This is a genomic window from Neomoorella carbonis (genome assembly GCF_045278715.1).
Taxonomy (GTDB): domain Bacteria; phylum Bacillota; class DSM-521; order Neomoorellales; family Neomoorellaceae; genus Neomoorella; species Neomoorella carbonis.
This window is the reverse complement of record NZ_CP136420.1, coordinates 1,344,871-1,361,076: the sequence shown is the minus strand read 5'-3', so window position 1 is coordinate 1,361,076 and position 16,206 is coordinate 1,344,871. Positions and strand designations below refer to the sequence as shown.

General features: G+C 56.7%; 17 protein-coding genes and 2 riboswitches. Of the genes, 12 read left to right on the top strand and 5 right to left on the bottom strand.

What is annotated here, in order from left to right:
• Positions 1 to 76: 76 nt before the first annotated feature.
• Positions 77 to 1,735: a stalk domain-containing protein gene (locus tag MCACP_RS07000; RefSeq protein ID WP_406678613.1), complete on the top strand. Its 1,659-nt coding sequence runs from the start codon at positions 77 to 79 to the stop codon at positions 1,733 to 1,735.
• Positions 1,736 to 1,778: 43 nt separating this feature from the next.
• Here the strand turns inward: MCACP_RS07000 and MCACP_RS06995 are convergent, their stop codons facing one another.
• The gene (locus MCACP_RS06995; RefSeq protein WP_406678612.1) at positions 1,779 to 2,075 is read right to left on the bottom strand and encodes a hypothetical protein; all 297 of its coding nucleotides are present in this window, start codon (positions 2,073 to 2,075) and stop codon (positions 1,779 to 1,781) included.
• Positions 2,062 to 3,282 carry a DNA polymerase IV gene (gene dinB / locus MCACP_RS06990; RefSeq protein ID WP_406678611.1) on the bottom strand — a complete coding sequence of 407 codons (1,221 nt, stop codon included), beginning with the start codon at positions 3,280 to 3,282 and terminating at the stop codon, positions 2,062 to 2,064. The genes MCACP_RS06995 and dinB overlap by 14 nt, the downstream gene beginning before the upstream one ends.
• A 458-nt stretch (positions 3,283 to 3,740) precedes the next feature.
• A riboswitch (purine riboswitch) is annotated at positions 3,741 to 3,842 on the top strand.
• 52 nt (positions 3,843 to 3,894) lie between these two features.
• On the opposite strand from dinB, the gene MCACP_RS06985 reads away from it, so the two are divergent.
• From MCACP_RS06985 to MCACP_RS06950, 8 genes are all read left to right on the top strand, one after another.
• Positions 3,895 to 5,178, top strand: a complete 1,284-nt coding sequence (locus MCACP_RS06985; RefSeq protein ID WP_406678610.1) for a xanthine dehydrogenase family protein molybdopterin-binding subunit — start codon at positions 3,895 to 3,897, stop codon at positions 5,176 to 5,178.
• On the top strand, positions 5,171 to 6,175 hold the full coding sequence (locus MCACP_RS06980; RefSeq protein WP_406678609.1) for a xanthine dehydrogenase family protein molybdopterin-binding subunit: 1,005 nt from the start codon (positions 5,171 to 5,173) through the stop codon (positions 6,173 to 6,175). Before MCACP_RS06985 ends, MCACP_RS06980 begins: the two co-directional genes overlap by 8 nt.
• Positions 6,172 to 7,497: a 5'-deoxyadenosine deaminase gene (locus tag MCACP_RS06975; protein ID WP_406678608.1), complete on the top strand. Its 1,326-nt coding sequence runs from the start codon at positions 6,172 to 6,174 to the stop codon at positions 7,495 to 7,497. Before MCACP_RS06980 ends, MCACP_RS06975 begins: the two co-directional genes overlap by 4 nt.
• Before the next feature lie 62 nt (positions 7,498 to 7,559).
• Positions 7,560 to 7,729, top strand: a riboswitch (cobalamin riboswitch).
• A gap of 348 nt (positions 7,730 to 8,077) precedes the next feature.
• Positions 8,078 to 8,869, top strand: a complete 792-nt coding sequence (cobK, locus tag MCACP_RS06970) for a precorrin-6A reductase (protein ID WP_406678706.1) — start codon at positions 8,078 to 8,080, stop codon at positions 8,867 to 8,869.
• A 46-nt stretch (positions 8,870 to 8,915) separates the two neighbouring features.
• Complete coding sequence (locus MCACP_RS06965; protein ID WP_406678705.1) at positions 8,916 to 9,650, top strand: energy-coupling factor ABC transporter permease; 735 nt, start codon at positions 8,916 to 8,918, stop codon at positions 9,648 to 9,650.
• 66 nt (positions 9,651 to 9,716) lie between these two features.
• Positions 9,717 to 10,004 carry an energy-coupling factor ABC transporter substrate-binding protein gene (locus MCACP_RS06960; RefSeq protein WP_406678607.1) on the top strand — a complete coding sequence of 96 codons (288 nt, stop codon included), beginning with the start codon at positions 9,717 to 9,719 and terminating at the stop codon, positions 10,002 to 10,004.
• Positions 10,005 to 10,772, top strand: a complete 768-nt coding sequence (gene cbiQ / locus MCACP_RS06955; RefSeq protein ID WP_406678606.1) for a cobalt ECF transporter T component CbiQ — start codon at positions 10,005 to 10,007, stop codon at positions 10,770 to 10,772.
• A 78-nt stretch (positions 10,773 to 10,850) separates the two neighbouring features.
• Positions 10,851 to 11,705 carry an energy-coupling factor ABC transporter ATP-binding protein gene (locus MCACP_RS06950; RefSeq protein ID WP_406678605.1) on the top strand — a complete coding sequence of 285 codons (855 nt, stop codon included), beginning with the start codon at positions 10,851 to 10,853 and terminating at the stop codon, positions 11,703 to 11,705.
• 41 nt (positions 11,706 to 11,746) lie between these two features.
• On the opposite strand, the gene MCACP_RS06945 is transcribed toward MCACP_RS06950, so the two are convergent.
• Positions 11,747 to 12,187, bottom strand: coding sequence for a hypothetical protein (locus MCACP_RS06945; RefSeq protein ID WP_406678604.1), 441 nt, complete (start codon positions 12,185 to 12,187; stop codon positions 11,747 to 11,749).
• A 169-nt stretch (positions 12,188 to 12,356) separates the two neighbouring features.
• Here MCACP_RS06945 and MCACP_RS06940 point away from each other — a divergent pair, with 169 nt between their 5' ends.
• Complete coding sequence (locus tag MCACP_RS06940) at positions 12,357 to 12,902, top strand: glycerol-3-phosphate acyltransferase (RefSeq protein ID WP_406678603.1); 546 nt, start codon at positions 12,357 to 12,359, stop codon at positions 12,900 to 12,902.
• 82 nt (positions 12,903 to 12,984) lie between these two features.
• On the opposite strand, the gene MCACP_RS06935 is transcribed toward MCACP_RS06940, so the two are convergent.
• Positions 12,985 to 13,266 (bottom strand): acylphosphatase, encoded by a 282-nt coding sequence (locus tag MCACP_RS06935; RefSeq protein WP_406678602.1) that lies wholly within the window; start codon positions 13,264 to 13,266, stop codon positions 12,985 to 12,987.
• 112 nt (positions 13,267 to 13,378) lie between these two features.
• A complete protein-coding gene (locus MCACP_RS06930; protein ID WP_406678601.1) occupies positions 13,379 to 14,584 on the bottom strand; it encodes an amidohydrolase family protein in 1,206 nt (401 codons plus the stop codon).
• A gap of 237 nt (positions 14,585 to 14,821) precedes the next feature.
• Here MCACP_RS06930 and MCACP_RS06925 point away from each other — a divergent pair, with 237 nt between their 5' ends.
• The gene (locus MCACP_RS06925; protein WP_406678600.1) at positions 14,822 to 15,475 is read left to right on the top strand and encodes an iron-containing alcohol dehydrogenase; all 654 of its coding nucleotides are present in this window, start codon (positions 14,822 to 14,824) and stop codon (positions 15,473 to 15,475) included.
• Positions 15,476 to 15,477: 2 nt separating this feature from the next.
• Positions 15,478 to 16,206, top strand: a complete 729-nt coding sequence (locus MCACP_RS06920) for an ABC transporter permease (RefSeq protein ID WP_406678599.1) — start codon at positions 15,478 to 15,480, stop codon at positions 16,204 to 16,206.

The window sequence follows — 16,206 nt, the reverse complement described above, 5'->3', positions numbered from 1 at the left end:
GTAAACATAAACAACCTTCGCCCTGACATCCAAAATCACCTTGGGAGTAGAAGAGATGCATCGGTTAAACACATGTTTGATCCCTGTAACAATAATTGCCATCCTGCTTTGCATGGCTACTTTTTTAAATACGGCCCTTGCCGCCGCGCCGCCGGTCAAGCAAATAATTTTAACCCCTGGATCAACGGAGATCTGGGTTGACGGTGAAAAAGCCACACTGCCCGCGGTCCCTTATGTTTCTGACGGCGTTCTAATGGTCCCCTTGAGGAAGCTGGCTGAGGAACTAGGCTTTACGGTCCAATGGCAAGAAGGACCACCCCAGTCTATTGTCGTAAATTCCGGCAATCTGCGGGCGGAAATGTACCCAGGCACCTGGGTAGTCTTTCTTGCGGGTTCTGACTACCGGGCCGTAATCCTTCCGGCCGAGATCCAGCAAAAAGATGGCCTCATCTTTGTTCCCGCTGCTTTTTTCCAGGATGCCCTCCAGGTACCGATGGCAGAAAGTAAGGAAGAAAAGGGAGTTTACCTCCTGGGAAGCGATAATCAGCCGCCGACTGCTTATTTTGACGTCCAGGAGCCGGTTTATGCCGGGGAGGAAGTGAAGTACATAGACAAAAGTAGCGACGGCGACGGCGATGCAATTATCGAACGCCAATGGTTAAACAATAAGAGTACCTTCCCCGCGCCCGGGGTTTACCATGTTACCCTGAAAGTAAAGGACAGCCGCGGTAGCTGGAGCAAACCCTATGTGCGGGAAATAAAGGTTTTGCCGCGGCCGGCCGCTGATGTTCCCCGGCCGGGAGAAGTAGTAGAAAATATCATGGGCCGGGCGGAAAATACCCTCAAACCTGTAAAAGAAGATGGTGGTCCCCGGTTGCTTTTTAGTGACGACCCGGAGTACATAGAGAGGCCGGGTATCCTCTACCGGGATAAATTAAAGGGGGAAGGTAGGCTCTATTTCTGGCATGCCGTTAACGCCTCGGGCCCGATAAAGGTGTATGCCCTGGCCATAAATAGTAGTCCCAGGGAAGCAGAGGTCAATATCCTTAAGGAAGGGTACGGTGGCCCTTCGAATAACGTATACCTTGTCGCCAGGACGGCCTTTACGGCTTACTACCATTCCCAGGGGCAGCGAAGTTATACCCTCAAACCGGGGCAAATTTTGGTGATCAATCCCGGCGCCCCGGCAGCGGTACGCTATCAAGTGGTACACGGCATTATCGACCTGAAAACCAGTGAGGATATTACGGTGGCCTTTGTGGCCGTCCCGGCTACGGTAAATGTCATAGAAGCCTACAGCCGGCTGGAAGTGCTTCCCAGGGACGGTGTGCACGTCCGGGGTACGTTTCCCGCCGCCGACAGAGATATGACCATCGACCTTAAGACGGCAAAAACCGGTTTTATTTTACTGGCTGACGGCAACGATGATAAGCATATGGTCGGGGTGGATGGGATTACCGGTTCGTCGGTCTGGAACGCAGGTAATTACGGCATGCTATACCGGCTAAAAATCAAATCAGATAAAAAAACAGGAGTTTATTTAATCCCTGCCGGGGGCAGTTTTGGTGGCACCCTGATTTTTAACGCCAGGGAAGTGTCGGTACCGTTAGACGGTTTTATTTCCTCACCGGCCCAGGCTGTTTATCTGGGGACCACGGTCCCCCAGGGCATAACCGAAATGCTTTTTATGCCCCCCGGTGGTTCCTGCCTGCCGGTAAAGCTGTTGTTCAAGTGAGATAAATGGTCTCCTCGCGTCCGATTTTAGCAGAGCAGACACGTTAACCTCTGGGGCAGTAAAAGCCGCAGGCCTGCCTTTCCGGCTGGACCTTCGCCACAGCCTTGACCAGGGCTTCTTTGCCGGCCAGCCAGATAAAGTCCCGGGCCTGGAGTTCCCCCGGCACCCGGCGTTCCCCGGAAAGATAGAGATCCAGGGTGGCCAGGCAGGCCGGCTTATTTTCCTCCCGGCCCAGGATCAGGGCATAGTAGCGGCAGCCCCGGCAGGTAGCCGTGGCCCGATCTTTGAGCCCCGGCAGCATCAACCGGTGGCCTTCATACAAAGCGTTAGCCCCGCGCATAGAGGACACCTGCCTGAGTTAGGGATGCCGCCCGGTAGATGACCCTTTCCCCGTAGCGGTTCTTCAACCGGTCGCAGGCCCGGTCCAGGCGGGCCTGTTTTTCCACCCGGCCGAAAAGGTCTTCCTGGCGTGCCGCTGACGGTACCAGCCCGGCCAGGTTCACTCCCACCAGCCGCACCGGCCGGCCGGGCGGCCAGTGGCGGTGGAGGAGCTGCCGGGCCGCCGCGTAAATATCGGCAGCCGTATCGGTATAATAGGGTAGAGTGTAAGACCGCCCTACCCAGTTAAACTCGGCGTCTTTAAGGCTGATGCTGACCGTGCGGCCCAGGTAATTTCCCATGCGCGCCCGCCGGGCCACCAGTTCGGAAAGCTCCAGTAAAACCACCTCAATATCTTCGTGGCTGTAGTAATCCCGGGGGAGGGTGATCTGGTGGCCGACGGATTTAACTCTATCCAGGGAGTGGGGGTCCACCGGGCTGTAGTCGATGCCGTGGGCGCACTGGTGTAAAACCTGCCCCACGACACCGAAGCGCCTGACCAGTACCTCGACGGGAAAACGGGCCAGATCGCCGATGGTATGGATGCCGAGCTTGGCCAGATGGGCCTCCATGCGGGGGCCGACGCCGAAAAGCTCCTTCACCGGCAGGGGCCACATCTTTTTAGGAACGTCCGGGTAATCCAGGACCGTCAGGCCGTCGGGCTTCTGCATCTCGGCCGCCATCTTGGCCAATAGCTTTGTAGGCCCCAGACCGACGCTGGTGGTGATGCCCACCTCGTTTTTAATCCTTTCCTTCAGCCGCCGGGCGATGGTCAATGGTGAGCCGTGGAGCTCCCCGCACCCCCCCACATCCAGCCAGGCTTCATCAATGGAAAAGGGCTCCACCAGAGGAGTAAAATCCCGCATGATGCGTAAAAGGCGGGTGGAGAACTCGATGTACAGGTCGTGGCGGGGAGGGATGAAAATACCATCCGGGCAAAGGCTCTTGGCCTCCCGGACGGTCATCCCGGTTTTAATACCGTAACCCCTTTTGGCTTCATAGCTGGCCGCCAGGACGATGCCGTGGCGGGTGCTTTCCCGGCCGGCGACGATGACCGGGCGGCCGCGCAAACTCGGATCCAGGGCCTGGTGGACAGAAGCAAAGAAGCTGTTGGCGTCACATAAAAGAATGGAGCAAGCCAGGGCCAATACCACCCACCTCGCGAACATTTGTTTTTATTTATATTATAACCCTGCTTGCCAAAATAACAAGGGGTCTACGAACACATGTTAGCAGCTCCTGGCCTTCAAGGTATAGGCTTATGACTGCCCGGCTGGCCCCTGGTATAATTTACATAAAGGAGAAACCCGTGCCTGCGTAGAATAATTTGTCAAAACATGTCGTCAGGAACCAATCAAGGTCTTTCCTGGTAAAAAAGTCAGGTACAACCCGGTGATAGCCTCTGCCTTATCGCCAGGCGCTTTAACCTGACTGTAACCGGGCTGACCAAGTTTAACAACGTGCCTGCGGATTTAATCCCGGTAGGCCAGGTGCTGGAAATACCATCTGCCCCTGCACCGCAACCGCAGCCTCAACCGGTAGAACCGGAACTGCTGTTTACCAGGTCGTAGCAGGCGATACCCTGTCAACCTTTGCCCAAAGGTTAGCAGGATTTTAACTGTAACAGGGCGAATCATAAATCATACTTCGTATATCCTCAGCAATATGGACTGAGGGTCTCTACCAGGCAACCGCAAATTGCCCGGCTACGAAGTTATTCTTTCGTTGCTGCGGGACGGTTGCCTTAATTTTTATAACCGGCGAAAGGAGGAGTGCTTTGTATGGCGATTATTGGAACTTCCCCGCCCAGGGTAGATGCCCGGGCTAAAGTCACCGGCCAGGCCATCTACCCGGCTGATCTTAATTTTCCGGGGATGATTTACGGCCAGGCCGTCCGCAGCCCCTACGCCCATGCCCGGATCGTCAATATTGATACGTCAGCCGCCCTGGAGATTCCCGGGGTCCTCTGCGTCCTGACCGCCAGGGACATCCCCGGCCATAACGGCCATGGCGTCGTCTACCAGGACATGCCCGTCCTGGCCCGGGACGAGGTGCGCTCGGTGAATGACGTCGTCGCCCTGGTAGGGGCTACCACCCCGGCCGCCGCCAGGACCGGGGCGGCTAAAGTAAAGATAACCTACGAAGAACTGCCGGCCCTTTTCGATCCCGTAGAAGCCATGCAACCGGGGGCACCCCGGGTCCACCCTGACCGGGACAATATTATTTACCACCTACCTATCCGTAAAGGAAATATCGAAGCAGGCTTTGCCGCAGCCGATGTTGTGGTGGAAAATACCTATCGTACCCAGCTTCTGGACCACGCCTTCCTCCAGCCAGAGGCTGCCGTGGCCCGGGTGGATGAACGCGGCCACCTGGTAATTTACGTAGCCACCCAGTATGTCCACTGGGACCGGGTGGAAGTAGCCAGGGTGCTGGGCTGGAACCAGGACCGCATCCGCATCGTGGCCCCGTCCGTAGGCGGTGCCTTCGGCGGCCGGGAAGATATGACCCTGCAGACCCTGGTGGCGCTGCTGGCCGTGCATACCCGGCGGCCGGCGAAAATGGTCCTTACCCGGGAAGAATCCTTCCTGGCCCATAGCAAGCGCCACCCCATGATCATGCGCTATAAGACCGGTGCCACCAGGGATGGAAAGTTAACGGCCCTGGAAGCGGAAATCATCGGCGACAGCGGCGCCTATTCTTCCTGGGCCCCTAACGTTCTGCGCAAAGCTGCCATCCATGCCACCGGTCCTTATGTCATCCCTAATGTTAAGATTGATGCCTACGCGGTCTATACCAATAATCCCTTTACCGGCGCCATGCGCGGTTTCGGCGCCACCCAGCCGCCCCTGGCTTATGAAAGCCAGATGGACGAGCTGGCCAGCCGCCTGGGGATCCATCCTTTTACCATCCGCTGGCTCAATGCCTTCCGGCAGGGGGATGTAACCGCCACGGGCCAGGTTCTGGAAAGCAGCGTCGGCCTGACGGAGACTATGCTGCAAGCGGCCCGGGCCGCCGGCTGGTCGCTGGCAGAGTTAATACCGGGAGGGATGCAGGATGAGTAAAAAACGCGGTATTGGTATGGCCTGCTTTTTCTACGGTACCGGCTACGGTAATGGTTTTCCCGATGTCGCAACGGCCACGCTAGAAATCCACGATGACGGTACGGCCACCGTTCGCAGCGGTGCCGTGGACTGCGGCCAGGGTTCTACTACCATCCTGGCGCAAATTGCCGCCGAGGAGCTAGGGGTACCCTATGAATGGATAACGGTAATCACCGCCGACACCGATACCACCCCCGATGCCGGCACGACGGCGGCCACCCGCCAGACCTATGCCTCCGGCAATGCCGTGCAAATGGCCTGCCGCCAGGCCCGGGAAGTCCTTTTTGAATACACCCGGACCCTCTTAGGGGTTAATACCATTGCCGGCCTGGCTGCCAGGGAGGGAATAATTTACGTCAAGGGTTACCCCCAGAAACAAATATCCTACCCCGAGGCAGCCGCCCGGGCCCGCCTGGCCGGCTACCGCCTGGTCGGGCAGGGAACCTTCGTCACCCATACCACGGCCGTTGATCAGGAGACCGGCCAGGGGGCACCATACTGGCCTTACGCCTTCGGTACCCAGATTGCTGAGGTGGAAGTAGATACAGAAACAGGGGAAGTGCGGGTTTTAAAGCTCATAGCCGCCCATGACGTGGGCCGGGCCGTAAACCGCCTCGGGGTAGAGGGCCAGATTGAAGGCGGTGTCGCCCAGGGGCTGGGTATGGCCCTCCTGGAAAAGGTCCACCTGCAGCAGGGCCGGATAGTTAATAATTCCTTTTCCACCTATCTCATTCCTACTGCCCTGGACATGCCCGAGGTTCAGCCCCTGATTGTGGAAACCAATGAGCCCACCGGCCCTTATGGCGCCAAAGGAGTGGGTGAACCCGCTACCATCCCCACCGTACCGGCCATTATCAATGCCATTTACAATGCCGTGGGAGTTCGCATTACGGAATTGCCGGTTACACCGGAGAAAATCCTGGCCGCCCTGCGGCAAAAAGAAGGAGAGAAGAAATGAGTATTTTAATCAAGAATGGCACCCTGGTTACCATGAACCCCCGGAGGGAAGTTTTCCAGGGGGATATCTATATTGAAGACGACCGCATCGCCGCCATCGGCAATACACCGGCCACTGCCGACCGGATTATCGACGCCACGGGACAGCTGGTCATCCCCGGCCTCATCCAGCCACATATTCACCTCTGCCAGTCCCTCTTCCGCGGTCGCGCCGACGACCTGGAACTCCTGGACTGGCTGCGCCTGCGTATCTGGCCCCTGGAAGGTGCCCACGACCCCGAGTCCCTTTATTACTCCGCCCTCCTGGGCATCGGTGAACTTTTCTTAAGCGGCACCACCACCATCGTCGACATGGAGACCGTCCATCATACCGATGCAGCCATTGAAGCTATTGCCAAAAGCGGCATCCGGGCCATTACCGGCAAGGTAATGATGGACTTTGGCGAGGACGTTCCGGACAGCCTTAAAGAAACAACGGCGGCATCGCTTAAAGAAAGCGTCGACCTGCTGGAGAAGTGGCACGGCCACGACAATGGCCGCATCCAGTACGCCTTTACGCCCCGTTTTGTGGTCTCCTGCACCGAAGAATTATTATTAGAAGTCCGGGACCTCGCCCGCCATTACGGCGTTAAAATCCACACCCATGCTTCAGAAAACCGGGGTGAATGCGCCCTGGTGGAAAAACTCCACAAGCGGCGCAACGTCATTTACCTTGACGATCTCGGCCTCACCGGTCCCGACCTCATCCTGGTCCACTGTATCTGGCTCAGTGAAGAGGAGAAGGATATCCTGGCCCGCACCGGTACGAAAGTGGTCCACTGTCCTTCGTCTAACTTAAAGATGGCTTCCGGTATCTGCCCGGTACCAGATCTCCTGAGCCGGGGTACTGTGGTTTCCCTGGCCGCCGACGGCGCTCCGTGCAATAACAACCTGGACGCCTTTATGGAAATGCGGCTGGCGGCGCTGATCCAGAAACCCCTCCATGGGCCCACCGCCATGCCGGCACCTCTGGTCTTTGAAATGGCCACTTTGGGCGGGGCCCGGGCCGTGGGCATGGAAAAGGAAATCGGCAGCCTGGAAGTAGGGAAGAAGGCCGACCTGGCCCTGGTTTCCCTAGCGGGCCTGCATACCCAGCCGCAGGACGGCGTCGACGTCTACACCCAGCTGGTCTACCAGGCCAGGGGCTCGGATGTCACCCTAACCATGGTCGACGGTAAAATTGTCATGGAGAATAGGCAATTGAAGACCATTGATGCCGGTGAAGTCCGGAAAAAGGCCAGTGAAGCCGTCCTGCGTGTCGCCCGGCGGGCCGGGTTGGCATAGCTTTTGGCAAAAATCATCAAAAAACCCATGGACATCATATCCAGCTTATGATAAAATAATTTTAAAATGAATATGTTCCAGGCAAATACGGGAAGTCAGTGCGAATCTGACACGGTCCCGCCACTGTGAGGGGGAGCTAGGCACCATCAAGCCACTGGGTAATACCTGGGAAGGCGGTGCCGGAGCAGTGATCCCGAGTCAGGATACCGGTTGCCTGGAAACCTTTACCCCTACGCCGGATAGGGGGTGGTTGGCCAGAACCATGGCAAGCATACCCTCTGCTTGTGTAGGAGCAGGGGGTTTTAAATTGCATATAGTATGGGTGCGCGGTCTCGAGAAGACCGGGCTTAAATTCAGCCGCCGGCAGGGGAGAGGTTGGGCAAATCACCGCCTGGAAGCGGGAACTTGCCGCAACCGATGATGCCCGGCCAACAGGCCAGCCTGTCCTGAGGCCACCAGGGTCTCAACCCGGGGAGGTGGTTAAGTTAGGCATGCCTGTTTTAGCGGCGCCACCGGTTTCCCCGGCAAAACAGCCGGGGATTTTTAGTTTCTACAGGGAGGACAGCGCGTTTTGATTTTAGTGGTAGGGAGTACCGGCGAGGGAAGGCAGTTAATCCGTAACCTGCGGCAGGAAGGCTACGAGGTTGCCACCTGGACCGACAGCACCTACGGCGAACAGCTGGCCCGGCAGGATGGGGCGACGTTAATTTTAACAGATCCCTTGACGGAAAGTAATCTAGCCGCCCTGAAGGTTGGCCGGGCGCTGGAAGCAGTAATAGACGCCACCCTTCCTTACCCCAGCCAGCTGTCCAGGACCCTGGAAGCATGGTGCCGGCAACACCGCTTACCTTACCTGCGTTTTTTACGACCAGAAACAAAGTTGCCGGACGACCGCCTCATTTACCAGGTGTCAACCTGGGAAGAAGCCGCCCGTACTGCCGCCGGGCTGGGGGAGACTATCTTTTTAACTACCGGTACCAATAACCTGGAAATTTTCGTCAAAAACCCACTGCTTAAAGGTAAACGCATTGTGGTCAGGGTATTACCTGAGCACCGGGTAATTAAAAAATGCCAGGACCTGGGCTTAACGCCCCGCGATATTATCGCCATGCAGGGGCCTTTTTCTAAAGAGATGAACAAAGTCATGTTTAAAACATATAAAGCCGGCGTTATCGTCACCCGGGACGCCGGTCAGGCCGGGGGTACCGGGGCGAAAATTGCCGCCGCCCTGGCGCTGAAGATCCCGGTGGTATTAATTAAGCGGCCATCCATCCAGTACCTTTATCCGGTTTACACAGTTGCCGAAGCCATCGCCCTGTTGAAAAAAATAGCAACGGCATTTCCAGGTTCAATTCCAGAGGGAGGTATATAGCGTGTTCCGCCGTATAACCATACTGGGTACGTATATCGTGCTGGCCATGGCCGTCCTGGCCCGGCCGGCTTATGCCATGCACATCGCCGAGGGCTTCCTGCCCTTCAACTGGGCCGCCTTCTGGTTTGTCGTCGTCCTGCCCTTCTGGTTCTGGGGCCTGCGGTCCATCCAGCAGACCGTTAAAAGCAACCCCGGGCTGAAAATGCTCCTGGGCCTGGCCGGCGCCTATGCCTTTGTCCTGTCGGCCTTGAAAATCCCGTCAGTAACCGGCAGTTCTTCCCATCCCACCGGGGTAGGTCTGGGGGCCATCCTCTTTGGCCCGGCAGCCATGAGTATCCTTGGTGGTATCGTTCTCCTCTTCCAGGCCCTCCTGCTGGCCCACGGCGGCTTGAGCACCCTGGGTGCCAATACCTTTTCCATGGCCGTCGTCGGACCCTTTGTGTCCTACGGCCTTTACCGCCTGGTTCGGAGGCTCAATGGCTCAATGCCCGTAGCCGTCTTCCTGGCCGCCACCCTGGGGGACCTGATGACCTATATCACTACTTCCCTGCAGCTGGCCCTGGCCTTCCCGGCCCAGCCCGGCGGGGTGCCGGCGTCCATGCTGAAATTCATGGGCATTTTTGCCGTTACCCAGATACCCCTGGCCATTAGCGAAGGTATCTTAACTGTCATCGTCTTTAACTTGCTGGCCACTTATAATAAAAACGAATTGCGGGAGCTATCTATTTTAGATAATAAGGCCCTGGTGGTGGAAGGCCGCAACCAGCAGCATATCCGGTAAAAAAGGGTTAAAACGGACTTATTAACACACTGTAGCTGACATTTAGTTCATGGAGGTGTATAAGTAATGAGTACCGCCCAGAAAAATATCTTTTTACTCTTGATCGTTATACTCCTGGCAGTGATACCCTTTTTCCTTCACCGCAGCGCTGAATTTGGTGGTGCCGACGACCAAGCGGAAGAGACTATTACCCAGATCCGGCCTGATTATGAACCCTGGTTTAAACCCGTCTGGGAACCCCCCAGCGGGGAAGTGGAATCCTTCCTCTTTGCCGCCCAGGCCGCCATCGGCAGCGGCATTGTCGGCTACTTTTTGGGCTACAGCAGGGGAAAAAAACACCGGGAGCAGAAATAAATGTTCAGCATTGACCAGTATGCCTACAGCAACCGGTTGAAGAACGTCCACCCGGGCGAAAAAGTAGCCTTTACCCTGGTAACCCTCCTGATCGCCCTGGTGGCGCCCCGGCCTTTAATCCCGGCCATTATTGTGGCCCTGATGGCCGCGGCTACCATTGGTGTCGCTGGCATCCCGGCCCGTTTTTACCTGCAGCTTATGCTGGTACCCTTTTCTTTTTTAATTGCAGGGACGGCCATGATTGCCCTCACCATTACCGGCGAGCCCCAGGTCGGTCTTAAGGGCGTTACCATCATGGGCTGGACCCTGGGTGTTACCCCAGGCGGTATCCATCTGGCCGGGAAAATTTTTCTCAAATCCCTGGGGGCCGCTGCCTGTCTTTACTTTCTGTCTTTAACGACGCCCATGGTGGATATCCTTGCCGTCCTCAGGCAACTCCATATCCCCGCCCTCCTGGTGGATTTAATCAGCCTGACCTACCGCTTTATCTTTGTCCTGCTGGCGACCGTCAACGACATTTATACCGCCCAGGCTTCCCGCCTGGGCTATGCCTCCCTGCGCACATCCTATCATTCCCTGGGCCAGCTGGCGGCCAGCCTATTTATCAAAACTTACCGCCGTTCCCAGGAATTATTTACCGCCCTGACGGCCAGGGGCTACCATGAAGAGCTGCGCGTGCTGGAGGCTTCTTATCCTTTCTCCTGGCCTTTTTTATGCCTGGCCGTCATTTTTGACCTGGTTTTAGTTATTTTATTGCTGCTTACATAATACCGGCTGTCTTCAGACCGGCTTCTCCACTTGCTTTTTATGCCCCCCAATCTTTGCCGACTACCGGAGGTGGATTTTTTGGTCGCCATATTAGAAGCAGAAAGGGTTTCCTTTACTTACCCTGACGGTACCCAAGCCCTGCGGCATGTTACCTTGAGCATCCCGGAAGGCAAAAAAATTGCCGTCCTGGGTCCCAACGGCGCCGGCAAATCGACCCTTTTCCTTCATTTCAACGGCATCTTAAGGCCCCAGGATGGTTGTATCTACTTTGCCGGAGCCAGGATTAATTATCACCATAAAGCATTAACAGAATTACGCCGGCAGGTGGGCATCGTTTTTCAAGACCCCGACAGCATGCTTTTTTCAGCCAGCGTTCGTCAGGAGATCTCCTTCGGACCGTTAAACCTGGGCCTGGGCAGGGAAGAGGTAGGGCAAAGGGTTGAAGCCGCCATGGCGGCAACAGGTATCGCCGGCCTCCAGGGTAAGCCGACCCATTTCTTAAGCTATGGCCAGAAAAAGCGGGTGGCCATTGCCAGCGTCCTGGCCATGGAACCCAGGGTCATCATCTTTGATGAACCGACGGCCTACCTGGATCCGCGCTCAATCCGGGAGGTTATGGCCTTGCTGGCAGATATCAGCCGCCAGGGAAAGACGATCATTTTATCCACCCATGATGTCGACATTGCCTATACCTGGGCCGACTATATTTACGTCCTGGCCCGCGGCCAGGTAATCGGCGCCGGGACGCCGGCCGAAATCTTTAGCGATGCCTCCCTCCTGGAATCTGCTGATCTGGCCCGACCCTGGCTGCTGGATGTTTATGAAGACCTGAAAAATAAAGGCTGGCTGCCGGCAACGGCGCCAGTACCGAAAAATAAAGAAGAACTCCTGGGTTTTATTCCCTATCGTTCCAGGTCCAAGCTGGCCATTTGATTTGGTCCACAGCCCGGGTCAGTAATTTTGAAGTGTTGCGTTCAGTCATTTTCATTCCTGGGCGTTTTGACTTTTTTCGCCGGCAGGAGCTGTAAGGTGGCCATCTGGTTGCGCAGGCGAATATTTTCTTTGAATTCAATCAGGATTGACAGGATCTCGTGGAGGAAGGGACTGCCAAAGGTAGACATCAGGCCCACGGCCACCATATTAATGAATAAATAAAGTCCAGGATAAGCAGCCTTCAGGCCGGCAAAAGCATTCAGTCCCATCAGGGCAAAGACATCAATCGCGGCCATGCCGGCCAGGAGGGCGGCAATAACGGCGTTAAATAAAATCACCCATAGCTCCCGCTGTTTTTCCTCCCGGGGATCATTCCTGGGCTCCCCCAGCCAGGGCCAGCGGGCCTTGATCTGGTCGGTAATACCTTTGGCCGCCGCAAAGACCGCCCCGATAACGGCAAAGAAGCGGCTGAGATCTTCCAACAGTATTCACCTCCTTCAGCCCGGCCGTTTATCATATCCTATGCATGGTGCCGGCCGGATGCTAAAGGGGAGCCTCGCTTCATATCCTTTTTTAGAACTAAAGCTAAATAAAGTGACCTTTAACTTTAAAATAGAGAGGGGATAAGATTTGTTGCCCTTGTCGCCGGTTTTGGCAGGTGCTATACTGGCCTACCTGGGCGGTTCCCTGGCCGGGGGACATATTGCCGCCCGCCTCTGGCACCGGGTGGATGTGCGCCGGGTGGGCAGCGGTAACGCCGGTACCATGAACGTCCTCCGCAACCTGGGCTTGAAGGCTGGTATAGCCACCTTCATCTGGGATACGGCCAAAGGGTACCTGCTGGCGGTCCTGGGGTGGAAGTGGGGTGGAATAGAACTTGCCGTCCTGATGTCTTTGGCAGCCGTGGCCGGGCACAACTGGCCCCTTTACTGGCAATTTCAAGGTGGAAAGGGCCTGGCCACCAGCCTGGGAGTGGCCCTGGCCATTTATCCGCCGGTAGTCCCGCCGGCGGCCATTACCCTTGGCGTGCTGGTATTCCTGACCCGCAACAGCGACCTGGCGACCGTCATTACTTTCAGCGGCCTGCCTTTTTATTTCTGGTTGCGCGAAGGACCAGGCTGGTATTTTATTCTCGGCCTGGGCCTGGCGGTGATTGCCTGGCTGCGCCACATACCTTTATTCATGAGAAGGACATAGACGCTTATCGTTGTATTTGCCATCAAGGAGAAAAAGTAATTTGGCCTCCTAAGCAATCATGAGCTATATTAAATTCTATTATTCATATTGATTCCCGGATCCTGAAGGTGGTTTCACCTTGAGGTTTTTCATACTGGACCTTAAGTTCCCGAACATCTGCCATGGCCGGCCCATGGTGGCAGTAGTCCAGGAATTCTTTCACCCTCTCAGCCGGTCCTTCAACTACCCCTTCAACGCTGCCATTATAGCGATTGCGCACCCAGCCGTTAAGTTGCAAAGCAGCCGCCTGCCGCAGGACAAAATAGCGAAAACCCACCCCCTGGACCAGGCCCTTCACCCAGAAGTGCGCCCGCACAATGGACAAAGCCAAGACCTCCCTGGCAAAAATCTTATTAAAAAGATAGCATAGGCCCTGGAAAAGGACAACTGATAGTTGGGCGGGAAGAGCCCCCGGTAGAGGTGCGGCGACCAAATGGCTAAAAGTCGATAAAAACCATTTCCGGTTGGGCCAGGACCTTTAAATCCTCCAGGGGGTTACCCCGAACGGCAATCAGGCAGGGCCGGTAGCCGGGTTTTACTTGCCCCAGGTCCCCGTCCAGACCCAGGGCAGCTGCAGCTGTAACCGTAGCCGCCCGCAGGACAGCCGCCGCCGGGACGCCGGCCTGGTGCCAGTAGAGCAGTTCGTCCACATAAGATTCCCCATGGTAGACACCGGGTGCACCGGCATCGGTGCCTACGACCAGTTTCACCCCGAGCTGGTAAGCTCTAGCAATCATCTGTTGCTGAGATTCCCGGGTCCGCTGTATAATTTCCTTTTCCCTCTCCGGGTAGAACTTTTTCACGGTGGCAGAAAGCCGGTTGGCTATAGCGGCGACAGTCGGCACACAGTATGTACCCCTGGCCGCCATGGTTTCCAGCTGGGCCGTTGTAAGAAAATAGCCATGTTCAATACTGTCCACCCCGGCGGCCAGGGCCAGGTCCACGCCGGGGGCCGAGTTGACATGGGCCATCACCCGCCGCCCGGACGCGTGGGCTTCCTTTACGGCGGTAACCAGTTCGAGGGCGTCAAATTCCAGACTGCCCACCTCCCCGTAACGACGGAAGGTAACCAGCCCGGACACCACAACTTTCACCTGGTCGACGTCGCGGTTTACCAGGTCGGCAATCAACTGCCTGATGGAGGCCGGGTCGGTGGTACCGGGACCAAGAAAAGAACCGTATTTTCCTTTTTTCGTAACGGCCATCCCCGTGGCCACCACCCGGGGACCCGGGTATTTGCCTGTCCGGACCCACTCCCGCGCCTGGAGGTTGAGACCCTCCCGGTCGCCGCCGTCCCTTATAGCTACCAGGCCATGCTCCAGGGATGCCCGCAGGGCCCGGGCCAGGGCCGCTTCCCGGGCCGGCGGGTCCTGCCAGCGGGCCAGTGAGGCCTGAAAATCGATGCCGTCCAGGGCTAGATGGACGTGGGCATCGATCAAGCCGGGTAACACCATCATTCCGGAAAGGTTGAGCTGCGGGGCATTTTTTTCTGTAACAGCCATTTTCTGTGATTGTACAGCGGCGATACGGCCCCGGCGGATGCTGATAACTACCTGCTGTCGGCATTCCTCACTCTGACCGTCCCACAGGCTGCCGGCCAGAAGGTCCAGGTCTGTCTCCGGGTTAATGTACACGAGCTTCATAGACCTCCCCCCAAACAATAACTATCCTACACCTTTAGAGGGATAGGAAGCAAGGCCGTCACCGATAAACCTTGGGAGGCAATTTGCATCCCCCAAATACCGGTGCTTACCTGCCAGCAGGATTCTCGTTTTTAACGGCGAATATAATTTTTTCATGGTAAAGTGATAGAGAGGTAGAGTAGAGGAATCATTGAGTGAGGAGCCGTCATTGGCGACAAAATCAACAGGAGGAACAGGATGCTCGCAAGGATTATAGCCCCCGGGAACTACCGCCGGGGTACAGGTGTTATCGGGGCGGCCGGACAGGCCTTGAAAAGCCTGGGCGCCAGGGCCTGCCTGGTAGGAGGCCACCGGGCCCTGGCGGCGGCAGCCCCGGCCCTGCGGGAGGCCATGGCTTCTGCCGGGGTGGAGCCGGTGGGGCAGGTGTGGTACGGGGGTGAATGCTGCCCAGAGAATATAGCCATGGTAGCGGCTGCAATTAAGGAAAAGGGCGCCGACTTCCTGGTGGGGGTTGGCGGCGGCAAAGCCCTGGATACCGCCAAGGGGGCTGCCTGGCAGGCAGGGGTGCCCCTGGTAACGGTGCCCACTATCGCCGCTACGTGCGCCGCCTTTACATCTATCGCTATTATCTATGACCGGGAAGGGCACTTCCTGGCCATATCCCATGAAGCCGCAAACCCTTCCCTGGTCCTGGTAGACAGCCAGATAATCGCCGCTGCCCCCTGGCGCTACCTGGCCGCCGGTATGGGGGACACCCTGGCCAAATATATCGAGCTCCGGGCTACCAGCACAGCAGTCTCCCCTCACCTGGCCCTGGAAGGAGCCCTGGGTTTAGCCCGCCTCTGCTATGACAGCATCCTGGCCGCCGGGGAAAACTATATTTCAGCCTGAGCGTGGCTGCCTTTGCCCTCCTCCTGTTATTCTGGCAGCTGGGAGTAACGGTGGGGCAGCTACCGCCTTCCCATCTGCCGCCGCCCGGTGCTGTAGCCCGGGCGGCCGTCGACCTGGCGGCCAACGGTTTAATTAGCGATATTGGCATCAGCTTTTTCCGGGTTACTACCGGATTTCTCCTGGCTGCGGCTGTCGGCGTCCCCCTGGGGATACTTATGGGCAGCCTGAAGGTAGCCGAGGCTTTTTTCGAGCCCTTGCTGGCCTTTTTTCGTTATATGCCGGCTTCGGCCTTTATCCCTCTTACCATAATCTGGTTGAGCATTTTTGAAGCCCAGAAGATAGGTGTAGTCTTTATAGGGATATTTTTCCAACTTGTCCTGATGATTATGGATGTCACCCAAAACGTTCCCCAGGACCTGATTGATACCGCCTATACCCTGGGGGCGCGCCCGCTGGAGGTCTTCCGGCGGGTCTTATTGCCGGCAGCTCTGCCGGGGATAATGGATACCCTGCGGGTCACCCTGGGGTGGGCCTGGACCTATGTCATCGTCGCCGAGCTGGTGGCGGCCAATTCTGGCCTGGGTTTCCTCATTATGAATGCCGGCCGGCAGCTGAGTACCCCTGATATGTTCGTGGGCATTTTAACCATCGGCGTCCTGGGGATTATCTGCGATATGGCATTTAAGGCCCTCAATCGCCTTTTATTCCCCTGGATGGAGAGGGAGGTATAA

Excerpts from the sequence above, each read along its gene's own strand:
- dinB (WP_406678611.1), bottom strand. The coding sequence starts at position 3,282 with ATGTTCGCGAGGTGGGTGGTATTGGCCCTGGCTTGCTCCATTCTTTTA.
- MCACP_RS06930 (WP_406678601.1), bottom strand. The coding sequence starts at position 14,584 with ATGAAGCTCGTGTACATTAACCCGGAGACAGACCTGGACCTTCTGGCC.
- MCACP_RS06975 (WP_406678608.1), top strand. The coding sequence starts at position 6,172 with ATGAGTATTTTAATCAAGAATGGCACCCTGGTTACCATGAACCCCCGG.
- cbiQ (WP_406678606.1), top strand. The coding sequence starts at position 10,005 with ATGTTCAGCATTGACCAGTATGCCTACAGCAACCGGTTGAAGAACGTC.
- MCACP_RS06980 (WP_406678609.1), top strand. The coding sequence starts at position 5,171 with ATGAGTAAAAAACGCGGTATTGGTATGGCCTGCTTTTTCTACGGTACC.
- MCACP_RS06965 (WP_406678705.1), top strand. The coding sequence starts at position 8,916 with ATGGCCGTCCTGGCCCGGCCGGCTTATGCCATGCACATCGCCGAGGGC.
- MCACP_RS06960 (WP_406678607.1), top strand. The coding sequence starts at position 9,717 with ATGAGTACCGCCCAGAAAAATATCTTTTTACTCTTGATCGTTATACTC.
- MCACP_RS06985 (WP_406678610.1), top strand. The coding sequence starts at position 3,895 with ATGGCGATTATTGGAACTTCCCCGCCCAGGGTAGATGCCCGGGCTAAA.
- MCACP_RS06925 (WP_406678600.1), top strand. The coding sequence starts at position 14,822 with ATGCTCGCAAGGATTATAGCCCCCGGGAACTACCGCCGGGGTACAGGT.
- MCACP_RS06995 (WP_406678612.1), bottom strand. The coding sequence starts at position 2,075 with ATGCGCGGGGCTAACGCTTTGTATGAAGGCCACCGGTTGATGCTGCCG.